Raw genomic sequence first — 23726 nt, 5'->3', positions numbered from 1 at the left:
TTTAATAACCCCACGCGGTAGGATACCCGTGGACGTTTAATTTATTGAAGATTAAATAAATGACTGAATCTTTTGCTCAACTCTTTGAAGAGTTTCTAAACGAGACTGAATTCCAACAAGGTACTATCGTTAAAGGTACTGTAGTAGCTATCGAGAACGGTTTCGTTCTTGTTGACGCTGGTCTTAAGTCTGAGTCTGCAATCCCTGCTGAACAGTTCAAGAACGCTGCTGGCGAACTTGAAGTTGAAGTTGGTTCTGAAGTAGACGTAGCGCTAGACGCTGTTGAAGACGGTTTCGGTGAGACTCAACTTTCTCGTGAGAAAGCGAAGCGTCACGAAGCTTGGATCGTTCTTGAGAAAGCTTACGAAGAAGCTGAAACTGTTGTTGGTATCATCAACGGTAAAGTTAAAGGCGGTTTCACTGTTGAACTAAACGGTATCCGTGCTTTCCTTCCTGGTTCTCTAGTAGACGTACGTCCAATCCGCGACACTGCTCACCTAGAAAACAAAGAGCTAGAGTTCAAAGTTATCAAACTTGACCAGAAGCGTAACAACGTTGTTGTTTCTCGCCGTGCGGTAATCGAGTCTGAGAACAGCGTTGAGCGTGATGAGCTTCTTGAGTCTCTACAAGAAGGCGCAGAAGTTAAAGGTATCGTTAAGAACCTAACAGACTACGGTGCATTCGTAGATCTAGGTGGTGTTGACGGTCTTCTACACATCACAGACATGGCTTGGAAGCGCGTTAAGCACCCTTCTGAGATCGTGAATGTTGGTGACGAGATCCAAGTTAAAGTTCTTAAGTTCGACCGTGAGCGTACTCGCGTATCACTAGGTCTTAAGCAGCTAGGCGAAGATCCATGGGTAGCAATCGCTAAGCGTTACCCAGAAGGTCACAAACTATCTGGTCGCGTTACTAACCTAACTGACTACGGCTGTTTCGTTGAAATCGAAGAAGGCGTTGAAGGTCTAGTACACGTTTCTGAAATGGATTGGACTAACAAGAACATCCACCCATCTAAAGTTGTTAATGTTGGCGACGAAGTTGAGGTTATGGTTCTTGAAATCGACGAAGAACGTCGTCGTATCTCTCTAGGTCTGAAACAGTGTAAAGCTAACCCTTGGCAGTCTTTCGCTGAAGCGCAAGCTAAAGGTGACAAAGTTACTGGTAAGATCAAGTCTATCACTGACTTCGGTATCTTCATCGGTCTAGAAGGCGGTATTGACGGTCTTGTTCACCTATCTGACATTTCTTGGAATGTTGCAGGTGAAGAAGCGGTACGTGAGTACAAGAAAGGCGATGAAATCTCTGCAGTTGTTCTAGCAGTAGATGCTGAGCGTGAGCGTATCTCTCTAGGCGTTAAGCAAATGGAAAATGACCCATTCAATGCTTACGTTGCTGAGAACAAGAAAGGTGCACTAGTTAACGGTACTGTTACTGCAGTTGATGCTAAAGGTGCAACTATCGAGCTTGAAGAAGGCGTAGAAGGTTACATCCGCGCTTCTGAAGTTTCTCGCGACCGTGTAGAAGATGCTTCTCTAATCCTAAGCGTTGGCGACAGCGTTGAAGCGAAGTTCACTGGTGTAGACCGTAAGAACCGCGTAATCAACCTATCTGTTAAAGCTAAAGATGAAGCAGAAGAGCAAGAAGCAATGGCTTCTCTGAACAAAGCAGACGACGCTTCGTTCGGTAATGCAATGGCTGACGCTTTCAAAGCAGCTAAAGGCGAATAATATCTCGCTTTATTGAAAAAGGAGCCGAAAGGCTCCTTTTTTATGGATTGAGCTAAACTAGTCCTAATACCAATCTCAGCAAGTGACTCTGATAAAACGCGATTTGAAAGTGCGCAATTTATTGGTTTTGCATCTAGAATTGATAGCAAGTGTTTGTTGGAATTGGTATTACTTACTATAATAAGTGATAAACTACTCTACGAGGGAAACTATGACTAAGTCTGAACTGATTGAGAGACTCTGCGCTGAGCAAACCCATCTTTCAGCAAAAGAGATTGAAGATGCTGTAAAAGACATTTTAGAGCATATGGCTTCGACACTAGAAACGGGCGATAGAATTGAAATTCGTGGATTTGGTAGCTTCTCTCTACATTATCGCGAGCCACGTGTGGGCCGCAATCCGAAAACTGGTGAGAAAGTAGAATTGGATGGCAAGTATGTCCCTCACTTTAAACCAGGCAAAGAATTACGCGAGCGTGTCAACCTCGGCTGATCTCTAGTTATTATCTTGAAAAGCGGCATACACAGTGTATGCCGCTTTTTTATGAGATGAAATTCGGAGATAGGCATGGTTTGTTCACGGGTTTTACTGCATAATCGTATCGGCAGATATCCACTTAGGTGTAGAATATGAAAATTATAAAAATTGTTATCGTGCTGGCCCTATTTTTAATCGCACTGGCTTTAGGCTCTCAGAACCAAGAATTAGTTAACTTTAACTACTTATTGGCACAGGGTGAGTTTCATCTGTCAACATTACTTGGTGTTGTATTTGTTACTGGCTTTGTTTTGGCTTGGATTATCTTCGGTACTTTGCATTTACGTTCTCAACTTCAAGTGCGCAAGCTAAGAAAACAAGTGAAAAAACTTTCACCTTCCGAGAGTGAACCTCAACAGGTTAAAGCCCACTAAGTAGTACAGGCAGGCTTTTTACTCGATGCTAGAAATACTCTTCTTGTTACTTCCAATCGCTGCTGCATACGGTTGGTATATGGGTAATCGAAGTGCCCAACAAGACAAGCAGAAACACTCCAATCAAATTTCCCGTCAGTATGTGACGGGTCTTAACCTGCTTTTGTCTGATCAATCGGACAAGGCAGTAGATCACTTCATTGAACTTCTTCAAGTCGATAACGAGACGATTGATACTCATTTAGCTCTGGGGAATTTGTTCCGATCTCGTGGTGAAGTTGACCGTGCCATTCGTATCCACCAGAATTTAATATCCCGTTCGGGTCTGACTATTGATCAGAAAAATATTGCGCTTCAGCAATTAGCGAAAGACTACATGGCATCAGGGTTTCTTGATCGTGCAGAGAAAATTTTCGAACAACTTGTCGATGAACCAGATCATAGAGAAGCCGCATTGCAACAGTTGGTTTCGATTTATCAGCAAACCCGAGAGTGGGGTAAAGCGATTCAATACGCGACTCAGCTGGTCAAGTTAGGCCGTAAGAGAATGAGGAATAGCATTGCTCATTTTTGGTGTGAGCTTGCCATGCAAGAAAAAGCTGATGGTGATAATAACCGTGCTATTCAGCATTTTAAACGTGCCTTATCAGAAGACCCTAAGTGTGTCAGAGCAAGTATCGCGTTAGGCAAAATATATTTGGAAGTCGAAGACTATGCGAAAACAATCAAGCATATGGAAATGGTGCTTGAGCAAGATACGGACTTCATTAGTGAGGTACTGCCGACTCTTGCGGATTGTTACCACCACCTTGGGCAAGAAGAAGAGCTGTTAGACTTTTTACGCCAATGCATTGCCGCTAAAGCTGGGGTTTCTGCAGAGCTAATGTTGGCCCAATTGGTAGCCCAACATGAAGGGCCAGGTTCCGCGCAAGAGCTTTTAACACGCCAGTTAGTAAAGAACCCAACGATGAAGGGTTTCTACCGTTTAATGGACTACCACTTGGCTGATGCGGAGGAAGGCCGCGCTAAGGCCAGTTTACAAACGTTGCAGAAACTTGTTGGTGAGCAACTTAAGGTCAAGCCGCATTATCGATGCCGAAAATGTGGTTTTTCAACCCACTCAATGTATTGGCATTGCCCATCATGTAAAGGCTGGGGCACCATTAAACCAATTCGAGGGCTTGATGGTGAATAAAAGATTCGATTGGTATTCCAATCAAAAATAGCAGCGGTGATCCCGCTGCTTTTTTTAGATATGTATGAATTAAGTAGGAGATGAAATGATTGACCAAAAAGTTATTGTTGCACTGGATTACGACAATCAAGCGGATGCATTGGCTTTTGTCGATAGAATTGATCCAAATTCTTGTCGATTAAAAGTGGGCAAAGAAATGTTCACGCTGTTTGGTCCTGATTTCGTTAAAGAGCTACATAAGCGCGGCTTTTCAGTATTCTTAGACCTTAAATTTCATGATATTCCAAACACCTGCTCAAAAGCTGTGCGCGCAGCAGCAGAGCTAGGGGTGTGGATGGTTAATGTTCATGCGAGTGGTGGTGAGCGCATGATGGCGGCATCACGTGAGATTCTTGAGCCTTATGGGAAACAACGCCCGCTATTGATCGGTGTGACGGTGTTGACCAGTATGGAACAAAGCGACTTAGCTGGTATTGGGCTCAACATTGAGCCTAAAGAGCAGGTAATTCGCTTAGCTTCGTTAACGCAAAATTCAGGTCTTGATGGCGTAGTATGTTCCGCTCAGGAATCTTCTATGCTGAAAGGTGAGTTAGGTAAGAGCTTTAAACTTGTAACGCCTGGAATTCGTCCTGTTGGCGCTGCGGTTGGGGATCAAAAGCGTATCATGACACCTGCTGATGCGATTCAAGCGGGTTCGGATTACTTGGTTATAGGTCGACCAATTACTCAAGCACCGGATCCAGCGAGCGTATTATCAGAAATTAACCAATCTTTGATGATCTAAATTTTTGAAAACTGTCAGCGAACCTAAATTCCGTTCACTGTGAAGTAATACAATACGCTTAATGAGAAAGGGTGCCAAACGGAATCCTTTCTCATTGTGGTAGTGGCATAGTTAACTAACTTTGGATTGGTATACCACTGTGGAACTTAAAATCTTTATCAGGGCTAGAAATTAGATCTGCCTCTAGCTTTCCGAAATAGGTAACGCGCGCCGAAATATCCTCCCCAGCGATTTCTTCAGCTAAGCATAGGTAATCCTGATAATGACGAGCTTCAGAGCGCAATAGTGAAACATAAAATTTAGCGATATCATCGTCCATATGAGGTGCAAGTTTGGCAAAGCGCTCACACGAGCGCGCCTCAATGTAGGCTCCGATGATCAATTTGTCGATCAGTGTTTGTGGTTCATAGGTTGCCATTTTGGCTAAAAGGCTTTTGGCGTAACGACTGGCTTGAACCGGCTCGTAAGCGATGCCTCGGCTATCCATGATTTCCAGAACTTGATAAAAGTGATGTAACTCTTCTTTGATTAAAAGCACCATCTTATCGATTAAATCTTGGCTATAGGGGGAACCTGATTTAGCCATAATCGCTTTGGATATATTGCTTTTACCTTTCAACGTTTCTAAGTCACCTACTTTTCGATATGCAAAGTCTTCATAGGGTTTAAACCAGTCTAATAGGTTATGCGCACTGTTTTTATCAACGGCATATTTACGAATAAGGTACATAGCTGACTGGCCAGCCTTTAACTCACACAACAGATGATCGATCAGAATTGTTTTTAGGTTTTCGGCTTTTCGAGCTTCTGTTATCCAGGCTTCGGGGGTCGAGCATTGAAGAAAGTTATTGATAGGCTGCAGTAAAGAATCGTAGTTTTTTAAATCGATCATGATAAACATTTAATAAAATAGAAAAGGTCGCCAGAAGCGACCTTTTGAAATAGGCAGTGGGAATTATATTACCACTTTTTCTTTTCACCAAAGAGCTCATCCATATCATTTTTACGTTGGTCTTCTTCAATCTGGTGAAGTTCTTCAGCGTTTTTAGACTGGCGTTTTTGCTCTAGTTCATCATACATTTCCTGAAGCTTTTCTCTGGCTTGGTTGGAATAGTTATCATTTTTGGTGCTAAGTGCATCAAGACCTTTACGCAGTAGCTGGATAGCTGTGCCAGGTTGGCCACGTACGATCGAATCATTGGCACGTTTAATGACATTTTCAATGTTAATCCGAACTTGGATAGTTTCTAGCCGAGCATTTTCTGCCACATAAGCTTGAGTTTCAAAACGACCTTTATTGTGTTCACTGCGGATGGTATCACGTAAACGCTTGACCAACTTAAGCATCACTATCGCTTGTTTGTCACTGCTTGGTGTCTTGAATGTGGTGCTTTCTCCACTTTTATTATCGTCTTTAAGCTGCTTAATTTGCTGTTTAACGTGTGCGACACGTTGTTCAAGTTGTTTATTCTTAGGATCGAGTTCATACATGCTTTCAACAGCATCCAAAATTCGATTATTTAAGCAAATCAATAAATCTTTGCTGTATGGCATGTGGTGCGCGTGACCAATGAGCTCTTCCGTCGCGTCAATGATAGCAAGGTATCTGGCACCTTCCTGCTTCCTAGCAGTTTCAACTTTCACTTTGTACTGGAGCATGATGTTATAGCCAAGCACTAACACCAGTAAGATGGCAACTAAAGCTATGATTAACCCAATATTCATAAATTCCGTATCTTATGTTTCGTTGGCTAGCGGATAAGGATACACGATTCTTAAGAACCACTGCACCTATTTTGTATTATTACGTTTCCATGGCTAATTATTAACGAAAACTCTGATCTATGAGTGATTTTTGAGTTATTGCTTACAAAAAACTCACCTAAACCAGAAATTCCTCTTTTATAAAGAACCCAAATAGTGAAATGGGGTATCAATTTCAACCAAGAGGCGTTATAACTAAATATTATAAACTATATTTGCTCATAATGGGGCGTCGAGTAAGGGATTACGGGGTCGAGAATGAAATTACAACAACTGAAGTACATTGTTGAGGTAGTTAACCACAATCTTAATGTATCTGCTACCGCAGAGAGTTTATATACCTCACAGCCTGGTATCAGTAAGCAGGTACGCTTGCTTGAAGACGAACTGGGCATTCAAATTTTTGAGCGTAGTGGTAAGCACTTGACTCAAGTTACTTCGGCTGGTGAAGACATCATTCGTATTTCTCAGGAAATCCTTGCCCGTGTTGAAAGCATTAAAGCGGTGGCTGGAGAACATACTCACCCGGAAATGGGTACCTTAAACATTTCGACGACCCATACTCAAGCTCGTTACGCTTTACCTGATGTCATCAAAGGGTTTACTGCCCGCTATCCTAAGGTTTCCCTACACATGCATCAAGGGACGCCATCTCAGATGTCTGAAGCGATTGCAAAAGGGACGGCAAATTTTGCGATAGCGACTGAAGCACTGCACTTATATCAAGATGCTATCATGTTACCTTGTTATCATTGGAATCGCTCGATCGTTGTTCCGAAAGACCATCCCCTTGCGCAAAAGGGCGCAATTTCCATTGAAGATCTTGCCTCGTATCCGCTGGTCACTTACGTCTTTGGCTTTACTGGTCGTTCGGAGCTGGATACAGCATTTAATAAAGTTGGTTTGACGCCTCGCGTTGTATTTACTGCAACAGACGCCGACGTGATCAAAACTTATGTACGCATGGGGATTGGTGTGGGTGTGATTGCGAGTATGGCTATCGACAAGGATCAAGATGAAGACTTGATCGCGATTGATGCCAGCCATCTGTTTGGGGCGAGCACAACCAGTATCGGTTTCCGCCGAGGAACATTCCTTCGCTCGTACATGTTTGATTTCATGGAGCGTTTTGCACCACACCTAACCCGCCCTGTAGTGGAGCAAGCCTTATCGCTTAAATCGAATGCAGAAATAGAAGAAATGTTTAAAGATATTGAGTTGCCAGTGCGCTAAAACTTTCTTCTGATTATGCTTCCCTCTAGAATATCGCCTTGTCAGGGGGAAGTATGCAAAACACATTTTTACAACTCGATTCATTTCTTTATTCTTATCAGAACTTATGGCGTTTTGAGCCATTCTTTTCCAGTATTGATCAACAGTTGCCATGGCATGACGATTACCCTGAACTGTGTGACTGGCTCATGCAGCTGGATCACGGCCAGATTGAGTCGCTCAAGTCTGACTCACGTGCTCTAACTGACGCTTTGCAAGCCTTTATCCCTGATTTAGAGGTAGCTTCCGTTCTCACTCAACTTCCTGTGACTCTTTTGCAAGGGCTGCAATTAGACAGAGGTTTAGATGCCGGAGTTCCAGGGAGAAAACTTGAGCAAATAGTTTCGATGGGAGAAGCTGCGCTACAGTCTCATAAAGGCAGTGAATGGCTAGAGTGGTGCTCAGGTAAAGGTTTCTTAGGAAGGCTCCTTGCTAGTCAAAGTCAGCAACCTGTGACCAGTTTCGAGTTTCAGGAAAAACTGTGTGAGTCTGGGCAGAGAGAAGCGGATAAATACTCTTTACCGATGACATTTATTCAAGGTGATGCTTTGTCTGCGGATGCGGTTCGTGCCCTCAACCCCAATCAACATGCCGTAGCTTTACATGCATGCGGTGATTTACATGTATCACTAATAGAAAAGGCGGTCTTAGTCGGATTACCTGCAATAACGATTTCTCCTTGCTGTTATCACCTGATTCAACACGACCAATACCAACCTTTATCTCGGCTGGCCAAATCTTCATCGCTTGTACTCACACTATCTGAGTTAAGAATACCGCTTCAAGAAACTGTCACGGGTGGAGAAAGAGTTAAGCGGCATCGTTTTCAAGAAATGAGTTATCGGCTAGGGTTTGATTTACTATTGAGAGAAGCAGGAAGGTATCAAGACTATGTGCCCATACCGAGTATTAAAAAGTCTTTATTAGCCGATGGTTTTGAGTCTTTCTGTCACTGGGCGGCAGAAAAAAAACAGTTAGCTTTACCTGTTGATGTTTCCTTCCGTGAGTTTCAATTAAAAGGTGAGCTACGTTATTGGCAGATGGAGCGATTGAGTCTCGTTCAGCAGCATTTTCGTCGTAGCCTTGAAATGTGGTTAGTACTCGACAAAGCGTTATACCTTACTGAGCATGGTTACGAGGTGTCAGTTGAAATGTTTTGTGAGAAGAAAATCACGCCGAGAAATATTCTTATTCAAGCGGTTAAAAAATAGTCGAATACACACCTCTAAATTTGTTGATTTATTGTTAAAACTCCCTTTCAATTTTTCTAAGTTATTGGTAATAATGAGTGATGTGCACAGAAAATGTGCAACTCTATCAATAAGTATATAAAGAACATCCGCACACAACATCACATCAATAATGCTGAAATCAAGGAGTTGAGATGAAAGCACGAAACGTTATTGCAGCTGCTGTACTGGCAGGTGCAGCTCTACTATCATCAACAAGTATCATGGCCAAAACAGCAAAAGTTGCAGTTTCTCAGATCGTTGAACACCCTGCGCTAGATGCCACTCGTCAGGGGCTGATAGATGGCCTTAAAGCGAAAGGCTATGAACAAGGTGAAAATCTTGAGTTTGACTACAAAACGGCACAAGGAAACCCAGCGATTGCGGTACAAATTGCTCGCCAATATGTAGGTGAAAAGCCAGATGTGCTGGTAGGGATCGCTACTCCAACCGCACAAGCGCTTGTGTCTGCAACACGCACTATACCTGTGGTATTTACAGCCGTCACAGACCCTGTTGGTGCCAAGCTAGTTAAAAGCATGGAGAAGCCTGGAAAGAACGTGACGGGCCTTTCGGATCTATCGCCAGTTAGTCAACATGTCGAGCTGATTAAAGAGATTATGCCGGATGTGAAATCGATTGGTGTTGTCTTTAACCCGGGAGAAGCAAATGCAGTGACCTTGGTGAAGCTACTTAAAGAGAGTGCCAAAGCACAGGGTATCGAAGTTGTTGAAGCAACAGCATTAAAAAGTGCAGATGTTCAGTCCGCGACGCAAGCAATTGCAGAAAAATCGGATGTGATTTACGCGCCAACTGATAACACGGTTGCAAGTGCAATAGAAGGGATGATTGTTGCGGCGAATCAGGCGAAAACCCCGGTTCTGGGCGGTGCGACTTCTTACGTTGAAAAAGGCGCTATTGCTAGTTTAGGTTTTGATTACTATCAGGTTGGAGTTCAAACGGCAGACTACGTGGCGGCGATTCTTGAAGGCTCGGAGCCTGGCTCATTGGATGTGAAGGTTGCCAAGGGGTCAGATCTGGTCATCAATGCGACAGCAGCCAAAAAGCTAGGTGTTACGATTCCTACCTCTGTTCTTGACCGAGCGACCAAGGTTAAGTAACCCAAGATGAGAGTGCGTAATGCGCTCTCTTGTTCAAAGCAGAAAAGGGAGTGGGTATGTCTGCTTTTGCTTTTTTTGGCGCGCTTGAGATTGGCTTGTTGTATGGCTTAGTGGCTCTGGGCGTTTATCTTACTTTCCGGGTTCTGGATTTTCCTGATTTAAGTGTTGACGGTAGTTTTCCAATGGGTGCTGCTGTGGCAGCAACGGCAATTGTCGCGGGCATTAATCCGTGGGTCGCAACCGTTATGGCTATATTGGCTGGTTCAGCGACTGGTTGGGTAACGGCCTTTTTGGCTGTACGCTGTGGGATTCTTCACTTACTAGCCTCTATTCTTACTATGATCGCGGCTTTCTCTATTAACATTCGCATAATGGGCCGACCCAATATGGCCCTACTAGGGGAAGAGACAATCCTGACCCCTTTTGAGACGATTGGTGATCCAATGTTGATGAGGCCATTACTTGTCGGTGTGCTCGTCTTGATTTCTGCTTGGTTTGTCGTGCGGTTACTAAACAGTGATTTTGGGTTAGGGCTACGTGCAACGGGAGTGAATGCGCGTATGGTGTCCGCTCAAGGCGGCAGCACGTCCTTTTACACATACTTTGGATTGGCGCTGTCTAATGGCTTTGTGGGTTTTGCTGGGGCTTTGTTTGCACAGACCAACAGTTTTGCTGACGTCACCTCTGGTGTCGGGACAATTGTGGTCGGTTTAGCTGCTGTTATTTTAGGGCAGACGCTCATTCCGGGACGAAAGATATGGGTGGCTGTGTTGGCTGTTATTGTAGGCTCGGTGCTATATCGACTTGCTGTGGCATTTGCATTAAGTACAGGAATGTTTGGTCTACAAGCCTCTGATCTTAACTTGGTTACAGCGATTCTGGTCGCAATTGCGCTGATTGCACCGAAGCTAAAAGGAAACTTCAAATCAAAAAAGCCTAGTTCACCTGCTCAGAACAAAGTCATATCTAAGCAGGTAGAAAAATCAGGAGATGCAGCATGATTCAGCTTGAGAACATTCAAGTCACTTTTAATCCTGGAACCATTCTTGAAAATCCAGCACTGAAAGGTGTTTCACTGGAAGTCCCTGAACATCAATTTTTGACGGTTATTGGCTCTAATGGCGCCGGTAAGTCAACATTGTTAGGGGCTGTGACGGGTGAAACGCCAATGGTGGGCGGACGAGTCGTCATTAATGAGTTGGATGTCACACGGCAAACTGTTGATCAAAGAGCTCGTCAATGTGCCCGAGTATTCCAGGACCCACTGGCGGGAACCTGTGGTGATCTTACGATAGAAGAAAACATGGCTTTGGCTTATATGCGAGGAAAAAAGCGCGGCTGGAGTCTGTCTTTATCAAGTAAGCGTCGCGAACTGTTTCAAGAGCGTATCAGCATTCTTGGGCTAGGGCTGGAAGACCGTTTGGGTGACAACATCGGCCTGCTGTCGGGTGGTCAGCGTCAGGCTGTAAGCCTAGTGATGGCAACGCTATCTGATAGTAAGCTGCTATTACTTGATGAGCATACTGCGGCGCTTGACCCAAGAATGGCGTCATTTATCATTGATTTAACCAAGAAGATAGTGACTGAGTTTAATCTAACGGTAATGATGGTTACGCACTCCATGAAAGATGCACTAGCGTGTGGTGACCGAACTGTGATGCTGCATCAAGGGGAAGTCGTACTCGATGTTGCTGGACAACAAAGAGCCAACATGCAAGTCCCAGATTTGTTGGAGATGTTCTCTAAAGTCAGAGGAGAAGAGTTGGCAGATGACAGTCTGCTTCTTAATTAGAACTCAAAAATGTAGCGATATCCTACGTGTTGCTTTACTGCCTTTGTCATCGCAAGCAGTATGCTGGCGATGACGATAAAATAGCGGCAAGAGCTAATGAGGGCTTTAAACTGTACAAAGTTTGTCTTGGTAGGCTTTGATACGCTCTACAATCGGCTCAGCCTTGTTAAAGGTACGAATTTCACGAAATAGCTCATTGGCTTCAGGGTACTCATGACGTAAATATGAGAACCATTGCTTGACTCTATTGGGGTAATACAGCCCTTTGTCCCCTTTCATTTCGTATTGAGAGTAGAGTAGCAGCAGTTTAACCACTTCAGCCCATGGCATCACGGTATGATTATGCTTAACCACATTACCCAAGTTAGGCACATTGAAAGCCCCGCGACATACCATTAGTGAGTCAACACCTGTGGTTTCGATACAGGCTTGACCGTCTTCGTAGTTCCAAATCTCGCCATTGGCAATTAAGGGGATAGTAAAGCGTTGACGAATCTGGTTGATATAGTCCCACTTAATCTCGCTGGCCTTATAACCACCCGTTTTTGTGCGTGCGTGAACAGTGAGCTCGTCTGCACCAGCGCTTTGAATCGCATCTACGATCTCGAAGCAATCTTCTGGGTTATCCCAACCAAGGCGAATTTTGGCCGTGAGCGGAGTGCCTTCTGGTACGGCTTCACGACATGCTTTGACCACACGGTGAATAAGCTCAGGGTGCTGGAGTAGTGCTGCACCACCTTTACTTTTGTTTACTAGCTTTGCTGGGCAGCCGAAGTTGATATCAACGCCTTTCGCTCCCAGTTCAGCGGCGCGAATGGCATTTTCCGCCATCCAATGAGGATCTTGGCCGAGAAGTTGGATGTGGACAGGAACACCAGACTTCGTTTGTGATCCTTGTTTTAACTCTGGGCAGAGGCGGTAGAATACGTGCTCAGGAAGCAGCTGATCAACCACGCGAACGAATTCCGTGACACACAGATCATAGTCGTTGATGTCAGTTAATATCTCTCGCATTAAATGGTCTAACACGCCCTCCATAGGGCCCAGAACAACTCGCATAAAAAATCGCCTTAGAATCAGGAGGCGTGATTTTAGAGATTTCGCTGCGAGATGTCTAACAACGAAACATCATTTTTTCTCATTGCTTTGCTCTATAGATTCTAATAAAGAGAGGAAGGGGCGAGAATATGGGATAGCGTAAAGCGATGCTCTGGAAGACTGAGTGACCCCCAGCTTTTTATAGGGTTATAATGGCGCTAGAATCTTGCAACACTGAATCAGATAATGACTTATCAACTACTGACACTTGAACCATCCCAAACTGAAGAATCTGCACTGTATCTTGAAGGCGTCATCTTGGCGGCAAATTTGGCGACAAGGCCACTTGTGCCAGAAAGTTGGTTGCCTAGCCTTTTTTCCGAGCAAGCACAGTCTGTTAAGGCGGAGGTTGAAGGTCATATAAATCAGCAATACAGCTATTTAAAGCGCAATGAATATTCTTTGTTGTCCTTGCTTAATGAAGAGCAGCGTGACGAGCAGCTCGCTGATTTCGCTGAAGGTTTTATGATGCTCTGGCCCACCATCGAAGAGCAATGGGCGGAAACGTCTATCGGTGATGGGACATTACGCATGCTACAAGCTTTGCTAACCACAATGATGTTGGCAATCGATGAAGAGCAGACTCAAGCGCAGATGAAAGAAGCAGGTATCGAAACGCCACCGGCATTGAATGACTTTCTTGGCCAGCTGGATTTGATGATTAACGAAGTCGCGCAAGCGGCAGATGAAGCCATGGTTGGAGCCAAAGCACAAAGTGTAAACCCATTTAAAGATATCGGGCGTAACGACATTTGCCCGTGTGGTAGCGGTAAAAAATTCAAACAGTGTTGCGGTCAGTAGAACAAAGTTAACTTTATCCGGTCAAAACAGTATCGAAACCGAGGTATAACGTCGTATTCGCGACGAAATAGGATGATAAAGAATGAAGAAATTAGCCGCGTTGTTTTTCCTTAGCTTCTCCGTCATCGCAGCGCCCAAAGATGAATTGAGCCAGCGACTGCAACTGACTGATGGGTTTAGTGCGGATTTTTCACAGCAGTTGATCAGCCCTGAAGGGGAAATGTTGACGGAAGGTGAAGGCAAAGTCGAAATTGCGCGTCCAAGCTTGTTCCGTTGGACTACTACTTCACCAGATGAGAATGTCTTGGTGTCAGATGGTGAATCTCTGTGGTACTACAGCCCTTTCATCGAACAAGTTAGCATTTACTGGCAGGAGCAAGCTACAGAACAAACCCCTTTTGTTCTGCTGACTCGTAACCGAGCCAGCGATTGGGAAAACTACCAAGTGTCACAGCAAGGCGATGTGTTTACATTGGTACCGACCGCAGTGGACACCAATCAGGGACAGTTTAAGCTAGAGATTGATGGTAAAGGTGCGGTGAAGGGCTTTAGTGTTATAGAGCAAGATGGCCAAAAAAGTACCTTCAAGTTTAATAACATCAAACTGGCTAAACCAAGTGCCGATCGCTTTACCTTTACTATTCCCGAGGGGGTAGAGGTCGACGACCAAAGGAATTAATAGTGAGCAACTATTCATTGGACTTTTCAGGGGACGAAGATTTTCGTCCCCTTGCTGCTAGAATGCGCCCAGAAACGCTGGACCAATACATCGGTCAGCAACATATTCTTGGGCTAGGTAAACCCCTGCGCCGTGCGCTGGAGGCAGGGCATGTTCATTCGATGATTCTTTGGGGGCCGCCCGGAACCGGAAAAACAACTCTGGCTGAAGTCGCGGCAAATTATGCCAATGCGGAAGTCGAGCGAGTTTCAGCGGTGACGTCTGGCGTCAAAGACATTCGTGCAGCGATTGATAAGGCTCGTGAAAACAAATTGACCGGCCGAAGAACGATTTTGTTTGTTGATGAGGTTCATCGCTTTAACAAATCCCAACAAGACGCATTTCTCCCTCATATTGAAGATGGCACCGTAACTTTTATTGGCGCGACAACGGAGAATCCCTCCTTTGAGCTTAACAATGCTTTGCTGTCGCGTGCTCGAGTCTACAAACTCACCTCTTTGGCTCAGCAAGATATTCGTCTGGCGTTAGAGCAAGCAATCAGTGATGCTGAGCGTGGATTAGGTCAGTTTGAAGCCCATTTCGCCGATAACGTATTGGATCGCTTATCTGAGTTAGTGAATGGTGATGCACGCATGTCACTTAACTATCTTGAGCTGCTGTATGACATGGCGCAAGAGGATGATAAGGGCGTTAAGCAAATCACGTTAGAGCTCCTTGCTGAAGTGGCTGGCGAAAAAGTGTCGCGCTTTGATAACAAAGGAGACATTTGGTACGACTTGATCTCAGCAGTGCATAAATCGATTCGTGGTTCGAATCCAGATGCGGCACTTTACTGGTCAGCACGTATGATTGCTGCAGGTTGTGACCCTTTGTATATCGCTCGCCGATTGTTAGCGATTGCATCTGAGGACATTGGTAATGCCGACCCACGCGCAATGCAGGTCGCGCTGTCAGCGTGGGATTGCTTTACCAGAGTGGGCCCGGCAGAAGGTGAGAGAGCCATTGCCCAGGCGATTGTATATCTTGCTTGTGCACCTAAAAGTAATGCGGTTTATACCGCTTGGAAACAAGCCCTGCGTGATGCTCACAATCAACCTGAGTACGAAGTACCACCTCATCTTCGCAATGCACCGACAAGTTTAATGAAAGATCTTGGTTATGGAGCGGAATATCGTTACGCTCATGACGAACCCGGTGCTTACGCGGCTGGAGACAAATATCTACCACCAGAAATGGGGGAGGTTCGTTACTATTCTCCTACAAACCGAGGCTTAGAGGCGAAAATTGGCGAAAAGTTAGATTACTTGGCTAGTTTAGATGCAAAAAGCCCACAAAAGCGCTATGAATAAGCGTCTTTTTTGGATACATTTGTTCGGTTAATTATAAAAGCGTTTGAGCATGAAGTTTGGACGCACTTTCACAACCAAAAAAGCATAGGATTAACAATGCTGGATTCTAAATTACTTCGTACAGAGCTGGATGAAACAGCTGCTAAACTGGCGCGTCGTGGCTTTAAGCTAGACGTAGAGACAATCCGTACACTTGAAGAACAACGTAAGTCCATTCAAGTAGAAGTTGAAAATTTACAATCCACGCGTAACTCCATCTCCAAGCAAATTGGTCAGAAAATGGCTGCTGGAGACAAAGAAGGTGCTGAAGAGATTAAAAAGCAGATCGGTACGTTAGGTAGCGATCTGGAAGCGAAAAAAGCTGAGCTGGTGGAAATCCAGAACAAACTGGAAGACATCACGCTGTCTGTGCCAAACCTGCCAGACGATGAAGTGCCAGATGGCAAAGATGAAAACGAGAACGTTGAAATCTCTCGTTGGGGTGAGCCTAAGTCTTACGATTTTGAAGTAAAAGATCACGTTGATCTAGGTGAAATGGGCGATGGCCTAGATTTCGCTAGCGCAACAAAGATCACTGGCGCTCGCTTTATCATCATGAAAGGCCAATTTGCTCGTCTACACCGTGCAATTGCTCAGTTCATGCTGGATCTTCATACAGAAGAGCATGGCTATACGGAAATGTATGTACCTTACCTAGTGAATTCTGACAGCTTGTTTGGTACTGGTCAGTTACCTAAGTTTGGTGAAGATCTGTTCCATACTGAGCCATTGACTGAAAAAGTGAATGATGAAGAACCACGTAAATTGTCTCTTATCCCAACGGCAGAAGTACCGGTAACCAACATGGTGCGTGACACTATTGTTGATGAAGCCGATCTGCCAATTAAAATGACAGCTCACACTCCTTGCTTCCGTTCTGAAGCAGGTTCTTACGGTCGTGATACTCGTGGTCTGATTCGTATGCACCAGTTCGACAAAGTTGAGCTAGTACAAATCACTAAGCCAGAAGAGTCAATGGCAGCACTTGAAGAGCTAACAGGTCATGCTGAGAAGGTGCTACAACTTCTAGAGCTTCCTTACCGTAAAGTGATTCTATGTACAGGTGACATGGGCTTTGGTGCTCGTAAAACTTATGACCTTGAAGTTTGGGTTCCTGCTCAAGAGACTTACCGTGAGATCTCTTCATGTTCAAACACTTGGGATTTCCAAGCTCGTCGTATGCAAGCTCGTTTCCGTCGTAAGGGTGAGAAGAAGCCAGAGCTAGTACACACGCTAAACGGCTCAGGTCTAGCAGTTGGTCGTACTATGGTTGCGATTCTTGAAAACAATCAAGAAGCGGATGGCCGTATCGCAATCCCTGCTGTACTGCAAAAGTACATGGGCGGCGCAACGCACATCGGTTAATCTCAAATAAAAACCAAAAAGCCAGTTCAAGTGAGCTGGCTTTTTATTATTAAAACCTTGTAAAGCAATATTATATCGACATTTCACCACGCAGCACTTGCTGCATTTGGACTTTCACTTGCTCGTGAGTCAGGTCTTGACTCAAGAGATAATGCAGCTTGGCAAGAGCCGCCTCTGGTGTCATATCATAGCCACTGATGACGCCGGCTTCAGCAAGGGCACATCCGGTAGCATACCCACCCATGTTGACTTTACCCGCTAGGCATTGAGTTAGGTTAACGACAATCACTTCTCGCTCTGAAGCATCTTTAAGGTGTGCCAATAGTTCCGGGTTTTGCGGTGCATTGCCGACCCCAAAAGTCAGTAGGATCATCGCGTTAACTGGTTGAAGTAAGGTGTTGCGAATCACTTCATGTGAGATGCCAGGATACATAGTAATCACACCTATTGGCTGGGGTGTAATATCATGAACTTTAAATTCACCTGCAGGTTCTTCACCAACCTCAATATCGCTGCTGATCTGGATGTTGATACCCGCTTCAAGCAGAGGAGGCAAGTTTGGCGACGTAAAGGCGTTGAAACCATCAGCATGTGATTTTGTGCTTCGGTTACCACGCATCAACTTGTTATTGAAGAATAAGGTAACTTCGTTAATAGGGTAGTTAGCGGCAATATGCAGTGCGTTAAGCAGGTTTGCCTGACCATCTGAGCGTAGCTCAGCAAGCGGAATTTGTGAGCCCGTCACAATCACAGGCTTACCTAGATTTTCCAACATAAAAGACAAGGCCGATGCTGTGTAAGCCATCGTGTCTGTGCCGTGCAGAATGACAAAACCGTCGTATTTTTCGTAGTTTTCTCGAATGTCATCCGCGATCTGTTGCCAGTCTTTCGGTGTCATGTCCGATGAGTCGATTAGAGGATCGTATTCGTGAATAGTAAATTCTGGCATTTCCGGGCGCTGGAACTCTGGCATACTAGCCAGTTGTTTTTCCATGAAACCAGCCACAGGTACATAACCGTGGTCATGCGACTTTTTCATGCCGATGGTTCCGCCCGTGTAGGCGATATAAATGTGTTTTCTTGCCATTGCTTAGAAACCAGTTAATTGTAGGGGGAACAGAGCGTGGGATTATATATCAATCAGTAGCAATAAAAAGGGGTATCCCGCACAGGAATACCCCACATAATTGGAATCCAACTGGTGAATCAGCAGTGTGTAATTACTGAACTTGGCAGTTCAAACAGAATGCATATTGGCCTTTTGGATCGTTGAAGCTATCCAGTAGGCTGGTATCCTGAACAACTTGTGTCGCGACAGGTTGTAAAGCCGCAGGAATCAAGCTACTGACATCCAAGCCAAGATTAACTTTGACCTGATTCATAAAGTCTTGGATGAACTGTTCGGCAGGTGATAACGGCTCTTCTACCCAGAACAGGTTGTAATCTTCGACTTTGGCTAGCTCTGCAGCTAGCTTTACGGCGTCATCGAAGTCACCCATTTTATCGACTAAGCCAAATTTTGCCGCATCTTGACCTGTCCAAACGCGGCCTTGGGCAATGCTATTCATGTCGTTCAACGGAATTTCACGGTTTTCACTAACAAGGCCCACAAAGCGATGGTAGCCGTGCTCAATACCCATCTGGAATGCATCGGCAGCCCCCTCCGATAAGCCAGTGGTTATCCCGACACCTGAAAATGGAGAGGTCCCAACACCATCGGTATACACCCCCAGCTTATTGAGGCCTTTTTCAAAGGTCGTAATCACACTGAAAATACCGATAGAGCCAGTTAATGTAGTTGGCTGTGCAACAATACGATCAGCGCTCATTGAAATCCAGTAACCACCAGACGCAGCTAAGCTAGACATTGAAGCAACAACAGGTTTACCTACTTCTTTTAGCGCTTCTATTTCATTGCGAATGACTTCAGAGGCAAATGCACTACCACCTGGGCTATCCACTCGTAGTACAACGGCTTTGACTTTATCATCGTTGCGGGCTTGACGAAGAAGCGCTGCAACCGTGTCCCCCCCTGTTGTGCCTCGTGGTTGAGAGCCATCCATAATCGCTCCACTCGCCACTACAACCGCGATGTCATCCCGCGATAAATCGAATGTTGGTTTGATTGTGGTTTGATATTCATAGTAGTCAACGTAGTTGTAACTATCTTCACCATTACTACCAAAGACTTCAGTCAAATCGGCACGAACTTGTTGCCTAGTTGCCAGTTCATCAACTAAACCGAGTTCTAGTGATAAAGCGGCTAAATCGCCATCTTGTTCTTTCAATAAACTTAAGAATTCAGCCATACTCGGATTTAAGGTTTTTGCTGATACCTGACGATTAGTAGCAACGTCATCAACGTAGGCTCCCCATAGCTGGCTCAACCAGCGTGACGCGGATTCTTTCGCCGCGTCTGACATGTCGTCACGAACAAACGGTTCAATGGCTGATTTATAGGTGCCTACGCGGAAAACGTGGGTATTGACATCCAGCTTTTCTAATAGTGTCTTATAGTACATGGAGTAAGCACTGTAGCCTTTAATCAATACTGCGCCATCAGGTGCTAGATAAATCTTGTCAGCGTAACTGGCTAGGTAATACTGACTCTGATTGTAGAACTCACCCGCCGAGTAAATTGGCTTGCCTGACGCTTTAAATTCATTCAGAGCTTTCGCAATGTAGCGCAGCTTAGTCAGGTTGGTTTCTGGCATGTCGCGTAGAGCCAGTACAATACCTGTGATCTCCGGGTCGTCTTTGGCATGGCGTATTGACTCAACAATGTCATACAAGACATTTTCCCTTGGCATATCCTGACCAAATAGTGAACCCGTGAAAGAATCCATAGGATTTACGTATCTTGATTGCTCCACAATAGGCCCTGAAATATTTAGCACCAGAGCGCCTTTTTGAGGTACTGAGGGTACCGGAGAGTCTGCATTGGTGTAGATGAAGTAGATAATACCAATGGTGGCGAGAAAGATAAGATTAACCAAGGCGAGACGAATAAAGGTGATGAGCTTCCATATACCTTTAAAAATCATACCAATAAACTTGAATAATTTTTTCATTAGGGCTCCGCTGTGCTAAGCACAGGTATAGGTCTTGGCAGTCTAAGACCTGATAAGTACAGAAAGTTATATCCTACTTAAACTAGTATACCCAAACAACTGCAAGATTGATCGGTGTTACAAAATTGTAAACGCCTGTTTGATTTTTATTACAACTCCTCATATTCTGGTCAGACCAGAACAAAATAACAAAGTGATGTCTGCCATGTACCCAAACTTGTTAAAGCCGTTGGATCTAGGATTTACTCAGATTAGAAACCGAGTCTTAATGGGCTCAATGCATACTGGTCTGGAAGAGCATAAAGAAGGTCTCGGAAAGTTGGCTGCTTTTTACGCTGAGCGCGCGAAAGGTGGTGTAGGTTTGATTGTTACCGGTGGCTTTTCGCCTAATCTTCGTGGTCGTTTACACCCATTTAGCGCTGAGTTCAGTAAACCTAAACATGCCAAAGCGCATAAAGTCGTAACGGAAGCCGTTCACGAACATGGTGGAAAAATTGCTCTACAGTTGCTCCATGCAGGGCGTTATGCCATGCATCCATTTTCTCAAAGTTCATCTGCCATCAAAGCTCCTATTGCTCGTTTCTCGCCAAGTGAGATGAGTACCCGTCAGATCCATAAAACTATTGATGCCTTTGCTAACAGTGCCAAGCTCGCTCAGTCTGCGGGTTATGATGGGGTCGAAGTGATGGGCTCGGAAGGTTATCTGATTAATCAGTTTATCTGTAAACGTACTAACATGCGTTACGATGAGTGGGGTGGTTGCTATGAGAATCGCATGCGTATGCCTCTAGAAATTGTGCGCGCGATTCGCAAAGAAGTCGGAGAGGAATTTATCATCATCTTCCGTCTTTCTATGCTGGATTTAGTTGAAGAAGGTAGCACCTTTGATGAAGTCATAATGCTGGCAAAGGAGCTAGAAAAAGCCGGGGTCACTATTATCAACACGGGTATCGGCTGGCATGAAGCAAGAATCCCAACAATTGCTACTCAAGTGCCACGCGGTGCCTTTACATGGGTGACTGAAAAAGTGCGACCACACGTCAATGTACCGATTGTCACTTGTAACCGTATCAATACGCCAGAAGAAGCGGAGCGCATTCTATCGGGTGGCCACGCTGATATGGTATCAATGGCGAGACCTTTCCTTGCTGACCCACATTTTGTTATCAAGGCTGAAAATAAACAGTCACATTTGATTAATACTTGTATCGGTTGTAACCAAGCCTGTTTGGATAATGTCTTCAAGGGAAAGCGTGCCAGTTGCTTGGTCAACCCATTAGCGTGTCGTGAAGATGAACTGAAAATTATACCGACTGACAAGCCTAAGAATATTGCTGTAGTTGGAGCTGGTCCAGCTGGCCTCTCATGTGCGACGACTCTGGCGAAACGAGGCCACCATGTTGATCTGTTTGAGCGCAATGATCGAATCGGTGGGCAGTTCCGCTTAGCCATGCAGATTCCCGGTAAAGAAGAATTTCGCGAGACCATTCGTTATTTTGCCAATCAGATTGATGAAACAGGCGTGAAGCTACATCTTGAAACGGATGCCAACTTTGACCTGTTAGCTGAGTACGATGAAGTGGTCATGGCATCTGGTGTCGAACCCCGTAAAGTCAAGATTGAGGGTGTTGACAACCGAGAGAAAGTAATTGATTACCAGACATTAATTAAAGAGAAAACTTACGTTGGTGAGAAGGTCGCTATTGTCGGTGCGGGTGGTATTGGTGTGGATGTGGCTACCATGCTGACTGAGCCTGTGGGTCATAGTTTAGATGACTGGCTGCATGAGTGGGGGATCGATAAAGAGATTGCTCATCCCGGTGGGCTGTATCCGTACCCTGAGTCTTTAAGTGAAAAAGAGGTTTGGGTTCTACAGCGTCGTAAAGGAAAAGTGGGTAAAGGACCAGGTAAAACAACGGGTTGGATTCACAAGCGTACGTTAGAAAAACGAGGCGTTAACTTGGTTGGCGGTGTCAGCTATGACAAGATCGATGAGAGAGGCCTACACATCAGTCACGATGGGAAATCCGAGTTACTTGAAGTAGATAAAGTCATTATCTGTGCGGGCCAGGAGTCGGTGAGACCCTTTGAAGATCAGTGGCAGCAGTTTGGCGACAAGCTTCATATCATAGGCGGTGCTGATCATGCGGGTGAGCTAGATGCTGTTCGTGCTATTCGACAAGGTGTAGAGCTTGCTGCGAAGCTTTAAGCCAGGCTCTAATAAACGCTGAGATTAAAAAAGACCTCCAGTGGGAGGTCTTTTAGCATTTGGAAGTTTAAAGAATCACCGTCTTGTTACCATAGACAAATACGTGGTCGTTTATCACCTTATTGAGCGCTTTGCTCAATACATTCTTCTCAACATCTCGTCCTGCTTGTGCCATATCTTTCGCGCTGAAGTTATGATCGACAGGAATCACGTCTTGCTTGATGATTGGTCCTTCGTCTAGGTCATTCGTGACGAAGTGTGCTGTAGCACCAATGATCTTAACGCCGCGTTCATAAGCTTGCTGATAAGGTTTAGCGCCAATGAAAGCCGGTAAGAAACTATGATGGATGTTAATAATCTTGTGGTGGTATTTTTCGACGAATGAAGGGGTTAGTACACGCATGTATTTTGCTAGTACGAGATAGTCAGCATCATATTGGTCGATCACTGCCAGCATCTTCTGTTCATGTTCTTCACGGTTTAGGCCTTCGTGAGATACATGATGATAGGGAATATCAAACTTTTCCGTCAGGCTTTGTAGTGTATCGTAGTTACCCACTACAGCAGCAATATCAACATCCAAACTGCCATCATAGTTTTTCATCAGAATATCACCAATACAGTGTGCTTCTTTAGTTACGAGAATGACAATACGTTTGCGATTTGGGCCAATTAGCTTTCTTTTGGCCCCTTGTGGGAGGGCTTGATCAAGGTCGGCTAGAAAGGTTTGGTCATTGAAGTAACCTTCTAGCTCAGTACGCATGAAGAAGTGGCCGCTGGTGTTATCGACGAATTCATTATTGTGGATGATGTTGAGCTGGTGCTTGTAACAGATATTGGTGATTTTAGAAATCAGTCCAGGCGCATCCGTACAATGAGTAAGCAGTGTTTTCTTTTCCATTGGGTTAAAACTTCCGTGATTTATTTTTTTCGTATTCTGAATTTTTTGCAGGGCTTTGAACGGTGAAGCACTCCACAATATGACAGCTACAATTAAACTAATATCAAGATGGTTTCAACAATTAATCTAAGTTAACCGATTAGCTTGGCGAATTTGTTTGGAAAGTATCCGATTTGAGCCCAACAGGTGGTAATTATGGATAAAGATCTACTAGCACGTAAGTTGTATTCTGAAAGAGTCAGTGCGCTACTGGGTGACCATGACATGAATGAAGAGCTTCTCAACGAAATGTGGGAAAACAAAGCGTCACCTAGTGAAGCGGCTCGAGCTATGATGGATGGTCAGAATGAGTTTTCTGGTCCAGCATGGCTATCGCGATATCTCAACCGACGTTAACACTCTTCATTCATCAATA

Annotated in this window: 22 protein-coding genes; 16 read left to right on the top strand and 6 right to left on the bottom strand. The window is 44.7% G+C overall.

Annotated elements, in window-relative coordinates; genetic code table 11:
• The first annotated feature begins 59 nt into the window (after positions 1-59).
• The 5 genes from rpsA to pyrF all read left to right on the top strand — a co-directional run bounded on the left by rpsA (position 60) and on the right by pyrF (position 4621).
• Positions 60-1730, top strand: coding sequence for a 30S ribosomal protein S1 (gene rpsA, locus L1D31_RS09460; RefSeq protein WP_239836826.1), 1671 nt, complete (start codon positions 60-62; stop codon positions 1728-1730).
• Positions 1731-1941: 211 nt separating this feature from the next.
• Positions 1942-2223 carry an integration host factor subunit beta gene (ihfB, locus tag L1D31_RS09455; protein ID WP_239836825.1) on the top strand — a complete coding sequence of 94 codons (282 nt, stop codon included), beginning with the start codon at positions 1942-1944 and terminating at the stop codon, positions 2221-2223.
• A gap of 137 nt (positions 2224-2360) precedes the next feature.
• Positions 2361-2642 carry a lipopolysaccharide assembly protein LapA domain-containing protein gene (locus L1D31_RS09450; protein ID WP_239836824.1) on the top strand — a complete coding sequence of 94 codons (282 nt, stop codon included), beginning with the start codon at positions 2361-2363 and terminating at the stop codon, positions 2640-2642.
• A 25-nt stretch (positions 2643-2667) separates the two neighbouring features.
• Complete coding sequence (gene lapB / locus L1D31_RS09445) at positions 2668-3837, top strand: lipopolysaccharide assembly protein LapB (RefSeq protein WP_239836823.1); 1170 nt, start codon at positions 2668-2670, stop codon at positions 3835-3837.
• Between the two features lie 85 nt (positions 3838-3922).
• Positions 3923-4621 (top strand): orotidine-5'-phosphate decarboxylase, encoded by a 699-nt coding sequence (gene pyrF, locus L1D31_RS09440; protein WP_239836822.1) that lies wholly within the window; start codon positions 3923-3925, stop codon positions 4619-4621.
• Positions 4622-4736: 115 nt separating this feature from the next.
• Here pyrF and L1D31_RS09435 read toward each other — a convergent pair whose 3' ends face one another.
• On the bottom strand, positions 4737-5513 hold the full coding sequence (locus L1D31_RS09435) for a tRNA isopentenyl-2-thiomethyl-A-37 hydroxylase MiaE (RefSeq protein WP_239836821.1): 777 nt from the start codon (positions 5511-5513) through the stop codon (positions 4737-4739).
• A gap of 68 nt (positions 5514-5581) precedes the next feature.
• Complete coding sequence (locus tag L1D31_RS09430; RefSeq protein ID WP_239836820.1) at positions 5582-6346, bottom strand: DNA repair protein; 765 nt, start codon at positions 6344-6346, stop codon at positions 5582-5584.
• A gap of 297 nt (positions 6347-6643) precedes the next feature.
• Between L1D31_RS09430 and cysB the strand changes: the two genes are divergently transcribed.
• The 5 genes from cysB to L1D31_RS09405 all read left to right on the top strand — a co-directional run bounded on the left by cysB (position 6644) and on the right by L1D31_RS09405 (position 11799).
• Positions 6644-7618 carry an HTH-type transcriptional regulator CysB gene (gene cysB / locus L1D31_RS09425; RefSeq protein ID WP_239836819.1) on the top strand — a complete coding sequence of 325 codons (975 nt, stop codon included), beginning with the start codon at positions 6644-6646 and terminating at the stop codon, positions 7616-7618.
• Positions 7619-7671: 53 nt separating this feature from the next.
• Positions 7672-8868: a methyltransferase gene (locus L1D31_RS09420; RefSeq protein WP_239836818.1), complete on the top strand. Its 1197-nt coding sequence runs from the start codon at positions 7672-7674 to the stop codon at positions 8866-8868.
• A gap of 173 nt (positions 8869-9041) precedes the next feature.
• On the top strand, positions 9042-10007 hold the full coding sequence (locus L1D31_RS09415; RefSeq protein WP_239836817.1) for an ABC transporter substrate-binding protein: 966 nt from the start codon (positions 9042-9044) through the stop codon (positions 10005-10007).
• A gap of 56 nt (positions 10008-10063) precedes the next feature.
• Entirely contained in the window at positions 10064-11008 is a 945-nt protein-coding gene (locus L1D31_RS09410; RefSeq protein WP_239836816.1) for an ABC transporter permease, read from the top strand.
• Entirely contained in the window at positions 11005-11799 is a 795-nt protein-coding gene (locus L1D31_RS09405) for an ABC transporter ATP-binding protein (protein ID WP_239836815.1), read from the top strand. Before L1D31_RS09410 ends, L1D31_RS09405 begins: the two co-directional genes overlap by 4 nt.
• Positions 11800-11904: 105 nt before the next feature.
• Here the strand turns inward: L1D31_RS09405 and dusC are convergent, their stop codons facing one another.
• A complete protein-coding gene (gene dusC / locus L1D31_RS09400; protein WP_239836814.1) occupies positions 11905-12858 on the bottom strand; it encodes a tRNA dihydrouridine(16) synthase DusC in 954 nt (317 codons plus the stop codon).
• 225 nt (positions 12859-13083) lie between these two features.
• Here dusC and L1D31_RS09395 point away from each other — a divergent pair, with 225 nt between their 5' ends.
• The 4 genes from L1D31_RS09395 (at position 13084) to serS (ending at position 17130) form a co-directional block, all read left to right on the top strand.
• Positions 13084-13698, top strand: coding sequence for a YecA family protein (locus L1D31_RS09395; RefSeq protein WP_239836813.1), 615 nt, complete (start codon positions 13084-13086; stop codon positions 13696-13698).
• A gap of 82 nt (positions 13699-13780) precedes the next feature.
• Positions 13781-14377 carry an outer membrane lipoprotein chaperone LolA gene (gene lolA, locus L1D31_RS09390; protein WP_239836812.1) on the top strand — a complete coding sequence of 199 codons (597 nt, stop codon included), beginning with the start codon at positions 13781-13783 and terminating at the stop codon, positions 14375-14377.
• A 2-nt stretch (positions 14378-14379) separates the two neighbouring features.
• A complete protein-coding gene (locus L1D31_RS09385; RefSeq protein ID WP_239836811.1) occupies positions 14380-15726 on the top strand; it encodes a replication-associated recombination protein A in 1347 nt (448 codons plus the stop codon).
• Between the two features lie 96 nt (positions 15727-15822).
• A complete protein-coding gene (gene serS, locus L1D31_RS09380) occupies positions 15823-17130 on the top strand; it encodes a serine--tRNA ligase (protein WP_239836810.1) in 1308 nt (435 codons plus the stop codon).
• Positions 17131-17200: 70 nt separating this feature from the next.
• Here the strand turns inward: serS and ansA are convergent, their stop codons facing one another.
• Together ansA and sppA are read right to left on the bottom strand one after the other, a co-directional pair.
• Positions 17201-18217: an asparaginase gene (ansA, locus tag L1D31_RS09375; protein ID WP_239836809.1), complete on the bottom strand. Its 1017-nt coding sequence runs from the start codon at positions 18215-18217 to the stop codon at positions 17201-17203.
• Positions 18218-18350: 133 nt separating this feature from the next.
• Positions 18351-20201, bottom strand: a complete 1851-nt coding sequence (gene sppA / locus L1D31_RS09370) for a signal peptide peptidase SppA (protein WP_239836808.1) — start codon at positions 20199-20201, stop codon at positions 18351-18353.
• Between the two features lie 205 nt (positions 20202-20406).
• On the opposite strand from sppA, the gene L1D31_RS09365 reads away from it, so the two are divergent.
• Positions 20407-22410 carry an NADPH-dependent 2,4-dienoyl-CoA reductase gene (locus L1D31_RS09365; RefSeq protein ID WP_239836807.1) on the top strand — a complete coding sequence of 668 codons (2004 nt, stop codon included), beginning with the start codon at positions 20407-20409 and terminating at the stop codon, positions 22408-22410.
• Between the two features lie 67 nt (positions 22411-22477).
• Here the strand turns inward: L1D31_RS09365 and purU are convergent, their stop codons facing one another.
• Positions 22478-23311, bottom strand: coding sequence for a formyltetrahydrofolate deformylase (gene purU, locus L1D31_RS09360; RefSeq protein WP_239836806.1), 834 nt, complete (start codon positions 23309-23311; stop codon positions 22478-22480).
• A gap of 195 nt (positions 23312-23506) precedes the next feature.
• Here purU and L1D31_RS09355 point away from each other — a divergent pair, with 195 nt between their 5' ends.
• Entirely contained in the window at positions 23507-23707 is a 201-nt protein-coding gene (locus L1D31_RS09355) for a hypothetical protein (protein ID WP_239836805.1), read from the top strand.
• Positions 23708-23726: the final 19 nt, after the last annotated feature.

The organism is Vibrio sp. Isolate23 (genome assembly GCF_022398095.1).
GTDB classification, from domain to species: domain Bacteria; phylum Pseudomonadota; class Gammaproteobacteria; order Enterobacterales; family Vibrionaceae; genus Vibrio; species Vibrio coralliilyticus_A.
The sequence above is the reverse complement of the archived record's forward strand: the minus strand, read 5'-3'. Positions and strand labels throughout refer to the sequence as shown.